General features: G+C 58.6%; 3 protein-coding genes and 1 pseudogene. 3 read left to right on the top strand and 1 reads right to left on the bottom strand.

Annotated features, from left to right (window positions below; genetic code table 11):
• Nucleotides 1-1,147 (bottom strand): annotated as a pseudogene (locus HFM78_RS09650) (hypothetical protein); the annotation flags it as partial.
• A gap of 126 nt (nt 1,148-1,273) precedes the next feature.
• Between HFM78_RS09650 and HFM78_RS09655 the strand changes: the two are divergent.
• The 3 genes from HFM78_RS09655 to HFM78_RS09665 form a co-directional block, all read left to right on the top strand.
• Nucleotides 1,274-3,940, top strand: coding sequence for a M14 family zinc carboxypeptidase (locus tag HFM78_RS09655; protein WP_287129234.1), 2,667 nt, complete (start codon nt 1,274-1,276; stop codon nt 3,938-3,940).
• A gap of 220 nt (nt 3,941-4,160) precedes the next feature.
• Nucleotides 4,161-5,150 (top strand): ATP-binding cassette domain-containing protein, encoded by a 990-nt coding sequence (locus HFM78_RS09660; protein WP_287129235.1) that lies wholly within the window; start codon nt 4,161-4,163, stop codon nt 5,148-5,150.
• Nucleotides 5,150-5,918: ABC-2 family transporter protein (locus HFM78_RS09665; protein WP_287129236.1), on the top strand; the 769-nt coding region annotated here is incomplete at its 3' end. The genes HFM78_RS09660 and HFM78_RS09665, both read left to right, overlap by 1 nt.

The raw sequence follows: 5,918 nt of genomic DNA on the forward strand, positions 1-5,918 counted from the left end.
GGGGTTTGGGTTCTGAAGGCGGCGGTTCGGGTTCTTCGAGGCTCTGTTGGACCTGAGACTGGGCGAAATATTCGTGGAGCGTGACGGGTTTATCTTTGAGGTCGCGGGTCTGGGAAAAAAGCTGTTGGGTAATCCAGTCTTCCGCATATTGACACAGACCAGGCAACAGGTCCGGGCTATCACTGGAGAGCCGCTGGATCGAGGCCAGAGCCGAGCTATCGGAACTCCGCCGCAGGGCTTGCTCTGCTGCCTCCACCTGCCCCAACAACAGGGCACAAACCGCCAACTCCAAGGACACATCCCGCCGTTGCGCCAACCGGATCAGATAGCCCCGAGCCTGCCGGACCAGCGCGGGCTGCCCCAAGGCCAAGCCCTGGGCGATGAGGACCTGAGAGACGAGGTAGGCTGCCCCCACTGAGGGGCGTTCCGCTTCCTGGCTAAAAAGTTGTTGTTGCTCCTGAGCATCCAGCAGGGGAAGTAGGTCCTGGATGTATTGAAAAAGCTGGTCACGGTTCAGATTGGAGCCGTCCTGCCCGTCCCCCTCAATGCCCTTGCGTTCCTGGAGCATCTCGGCGAACTGGGCGAGAGCAGCGGCGCGGTCGTCGCCCTGCTGCAACTGCTCCATCACCCAACGTGGCCTGACTTGCCGGAATTTATCCTGTAATTCGCGCTCTAGCCCCCCATAACGGCGTTGGCTGGCGAGTTCTCTGGCCTGCTGGAGGACGGCAACTCCCGCCCTAATTCGTCCCTGTTGCAATAACTCAGCGGCGGTATCCCGGTGGGCCAAGGCCAACACCAACCCCCCCTCGGCGGTGTCTTGGATTTGGGGGGCATAGGTCAATACCCGCTGGCTCTCCCCTGCCTCCAAGAGGAATAACAAACCCGCGATCAGCGCACTCCCACTCAGGGTGAGGGCGGGCGGTCCCTGCTGGAGTCCTTCGTCGTAGTTGGCGCGGAGGTCGGGGTCCACCAAGGTATCGTGGGCTTCCTGGAGGAGTTGCTGGCGAGCTTGGAGGACAGCGGGCAAAAATTCCACCCGGACCTGCTGCTGTTGACGGTCCGCCCACGCCTGTTTGACCTGCTGGGTCTGTGCCGTCGTCGGGACATGGAGCAAGTCGTAATAATTCAGGGCCAGAGTTGCGGTCACGGTGGTAATTTGATTCCCTGTTTTACTCTAGTCCAGATGTCCACCCCTGGGTCAGTTCATGATTTTAGTTGCGCTCTAACCCCAAAATTGGTCCTATTCTGGGGGATACGATTGCGGATTCCCTAAATGCGTCTGTTCGCCCCACTGCTGCTGAGTTTGAGCCTCCTCCCGCTCCCCTTGTTGGCGGAGGAGAGTTTTGATTTTTATCAGCAGGGTCCCTACCGAGCGCAGGTGCCCCGGCCCAGTGTGGTCACGGGTTACGAGCCGGGGACTTTCCAGACCCCCCATGGTCAGATCCAGCGTGTCCTCGAACAGATTACCACCACGGCCCCGGATCGCGTCCGGCTGCTGGAGCTAGGCCAGACCTGGGAATACCGTAAACTCTACCTAGCCGTCATCTCCGCCCCCGAAAATCTGGCACGACTCCCCCAGATCCAAGAAAACTTGGCCCGACTCGCCGACCCCCGCCGCACCAGCCCCACCGCCGCCGCTGACCTAGCCCGCACCACACCCACCGTGGTCTGGCTCAACTTCGGCATCCACGGTAACGAGTCCGCCAGCTATGAGACCGTCCAGCAGGTCGTCTACCACCTCGCCGCCAGCACCGACCCCGCCATCCTTGACATTCTCAAAAACACCGTGATCGTCGTCAACACGATGCACAACCCCGACGGACATGAACGCTTTGCCGTCTGGGAAAACTCCGTCGCCGTGGGTGACCCGGAGCGGTTCAGTCTGGAACACAACGAACCCTACCAGATCTACGGACGGCTCAACCACTACCGTTTCGACCTCAACCGCGACATGCTCGCCCTCACCCAACCCGAGAGTCAAGCCGTGGCCCAAGCCGTGTTGCGTTGGCATCCCCAAGTCTTTGCGGACTTCCACGGGCAGGTCTCGACCTACTTTTTTCCGCCGGTAGCCGACCCGATTAACCGTAACTTACCCCTGACCACGAGCAAAACTTGGTATGAGAAGTTTGGTAAAGGGAACGCCGCCGCCTTTGACCGGTATGGCTGGAATTATTATGTGCGTCATATTTTTGACCTTTATTATGCGGGCTACATGGACAGTTGGTCCTCTCTCAATGGGGCGACAGGGATGACCTACGAAACCGACGGCGGCGGACCGCGCTCCCTCAACCTCAAACAAGACGACGACACCATCCTCACTTTCCGCCAGGGGATCGCCAAACACTATGTCGCGGCCCTCGCCACCCTCCAGACTGCCAGCGCGAACCGGGAGGCCCGTCTCAAAGATTATTACCAGTTCTTCAAAACGGGTCTAGAGGAAGGCCGCACGGGACCGATGCGCCAAATCATCTTGCTCCCCGCTCCCGACCCCGACCGCACGATCCAACTCGTCAAGAACCTGCTCCGTAAAGGCATTGAAGTCCGGGTTGCCGGGGCAAATTTCAAAAGTAACCGGGCCCACGACTATTTCGACGGGGCAGTCAAGTCCCGCGACTTTCCCGCCGGGGCCTACATCGTCAATCTCGCGCAACCCCAGAAACGCCTTGCCAAGGCCCACCTCGAACCCGACAGCGGACTGGACCCCGGCTTTGTCCAACGGGAACTCGAACGCCGTCTCCGCAACGAACGACGGGGTAATAAAGTCGCCAAGGAGGACTATGAGTTTTACGACATCACTAGTTGGTCTCTGCCCTTAGCCCAGGGCGTCGAGAGCTACTGGACAGAGGATGAGACGATTCCCAATACACTCCCCGTCCAACTCACGGGCGAAACGCTAACTGGTGCACCTTTATTGCGGGGGGGTATTCAGGGCGGACGAGCAGTGACTGCCTACCTCATCCCCCAGGGCAGTACTGGTGCTGCCCGACTCGCCCTCCAACTTCTCACCGAAGACTTCAAAGTAGCCGTCACCACCCGGACCCTCAACGCCGGAGGCCGCAACTGGCCCAGCGGGACCCTCCTCGTCCGTGTCATCCGCAACCCCGACTCGCTCCATGAGCGCATCGCCACCCTGGCCCAGACCACCGCAACGATGGTCTATGCCATCAACTCCGCCTACGCCGAGACGGGTGATACGGGCATCGGTTCTGAGAATGTCCTGAGCCTGACTGCCCCCCGGATTGCTGTGGTTTGGGATGAGGACACCGCACCCACGGACTACGGCGCGATTTGGTACACCCTGGAGCAGGAGTACAGACAAAAATTCACCCCGCTCAGCCTCCGTGCCCTCCGCCGCGCCGACCTCCGCCGCTTCAACGTGGTCATCCTCCCCGATGGCGATCCCGAGGGTTATGCGGCGGTCCTGGGTAAGGGCGGGATCGAGAAACTCAAAACCTGGGTCCAAGACGGCGGGACCCTGATTGCCCAGGGCGGGGGTGCGGTCTTCTGTACCCTCAAAGAAGTTAACTTGACCACGGCTCGGCTCGTCGGCGAGCCGGAGGACGAAAAACCCGGCAAACCTGACCAAAAACCTCTCTCTGTGCCCGGAGCCGCCCTCCGTGCCCGACTGGACCGCGACCACTTCCTGGGCTATGGCTACCCCAGCGACAGCCTAGCCGTGCTGGTCCATGGGGACCGTTTCTTCCTCCCCTCAAAAGAAGGCGCAAATGTCGTCCGTTTCGCCAAAACAGTCCCCGTCATCGCGGGTTTCACTTGGCCCAACAACACCACCCGACTGCTAACTGAGACTAGCTATGTAATTGATGAACCCACCGGACAGGGCCACGTCATCCTCTTCGCCACCCCGCCCAACTACCGCTCCCTCTGGCGCACCACCAACGGCATCTTCCTCAACGCTCTACTCCTGGCCCCCACGCTGTAGTTCCACCCCAGGCGAAAACAAGTACACCAGATTCAGAATGGATAAAGCCCTCCGCCTACGCGCTAAATACCACTTTCACGAATTCAGCTACTCCTGAAAAATGGTTCCTACGGACGCAACAACGGTTCCTACCCCGAGGCCGAAACATGGTAGATGTTCTCGCCACATCCTCAGCTACATACTCATGGCACCGCCCAATCATGTCCGCTAGCCTGGACCTATGCGTACACCAATGATTGAGGTCCAGAAGCTCGGCAAGACCTATCCCGTGGCGGTTAAGGAACCGGGGTTAATGGGAACGTTGCGCCACTTCGTGCGGCGGACGTACCGGATGGTGGAAGCGGTCAGGGACGTTTCTTTCACGATTGAGCCGGGGGAGATGGTGGGATTTTTGGGTCCCAATGGGGCGGGGAAGACGACGACACTCAAGATGCTCACGGGGTTAATCTATCCGTCCACAGGCCGGGTCCGGGTGGCGGGGTTTGAGCCTTTCCAGCGAGAGCGGGCTTTTTTGCAACAGATCACCCTTGTCATGGGCCAGAAGCAACAACTGCTCTGGGACCTACCCGCCCTGGATTCTCTCAAAATCAATGCAGCGGTCTACGGGATTGCTGAAGATGAATACCGCAAACGGGTCGGGGAGTTGACCGAGATGTTGACTTTACAGGACAAACTGACCCAGCCCGTCCGTAAGCTCTCCCTGGGCGAGCGGATGAAAGTTGAACTGTTGGCGGCTCTGTTGCATCGACCCCGTGTGTTGTTTTTGGATGAGCCGACCCTGGGACTGGATGTGAATGCTCAAGTCGCCGTCCGGGATTTCCTGTTGGAATATAACCGTCGGTATCAAGCTACGGTGCTCTTGACTAGTCATTACATGGCGGATATCACGGCTCTCTGTGACCGGGTGTTGCTCATCCACCAAGGAACTTTAATTTATGACGGGAGCCTGGATGGACTTCTAGAACGGTTCTCGCCCTGTCGGGAGGTGAAGTTGGAGTTGGCTCGACTGGAAGACCCGGCGATGTTAGCTAAGTTCGGTACGGTCAAGGGAATAGAGGGCCGGGTGGTGCGCTTCTTGGTTCCCCGTGAAAAGCTAACCACGGTGGTATCTCAGTTGTTGTCGGGGTTGCAGGTGGTGGATTTGACGGTGACGGACCCGCCGATTGAGGAGATTATCGGGGAGTTATTTACCCGTGGGCAGGTGGTGTGATGCTACGTCAAGCTCAGGCCTTACTGTCGGTCTATTACGCCTACATGGTCGAGTACCGGGCGGAGTTGTTGTTGTGGGCCTTGTCGGGCAGTATGCCATTTATCCTGTTGGGAGTCTGGACAGAGGCGGCGCAGGGGGGGAAGTTTGGGTTGGGACCCTTGGACTTTGCCCGTTACTTTATTAGTGTTTTTATGGTGCGGCAGTTCACGGTGGTCTGGGTAGTCTGGGATTTTGAGCGCGAGGTGGTGGAGGGGAAGCTTTCGTCGCGCTTATTACAGCCGATTGACCCGGTATGGCGGCATGTGGCGGCCCATGTCTCGGAACGTTTTGCTCGCTTGCCCTTCGCCTTGGGCTTGGTGGGGTTTTTCTTTCTGCTTTATCCCGAGTCTTGGTGGGTCCCGAGTTGGCAGGGTTTTTTGAGTTTTAGTCTGGTGGCAGTGGCGACGTTTGCGCTGCGGTTTCTGATGCAGTATACATTTGCGTTGCTCGCGTTTTGGACGGAGCGAGCGAGTGCGATTGAGGAGTTTTGGTTATTGTTGTATTTATTTTTGTCAGGGTTGGTGGCTCCCTTGCAGGTGTTCCCGCCTCTGATCCGAGAGATTGCGCTTTGGACTCCGTTTCCCTATCTAGTTCATTTCCCGGCGAGTCTATTGGTCGGGTTGCCCGTGGACTTGGGCCGGGGACTCTTGGTCATGGCGGGCTGGGCGGTAGTTTTTTGGGTGGTGAACCGTTGGCTCTGGCGGCGGGGACTTAAACAGTATTCGGGGA

This window comes from Candidatus Cyanaurora vandensis (assembly GCF_013285555.1).
Lineage (GTDB): Bacteria > Cyanobacteriota > Cyanobacteriia > Gloeobacterales > Anthocerotibacteraceae > Cyanaurora > Cyanaurora vandensis.

Excerpts from the sequence above, each read along its gene's own strand:
- HFM78_RS09660 (WP_287129235.1), top strand. The coding sequence starts at position 4,161 with ATGCGTACACCAATGATTGAGGTCCAGAAGCTCGGCAAGACCTATCCC.
- HFM78_RS09655 (WP_287129234.1), top strand. The coding sequence starts at position 1,274 with ATGCGTCTGTTCGCCCCACTGCTGCTGAGTTTGAGCCTCCTCCCGCTC.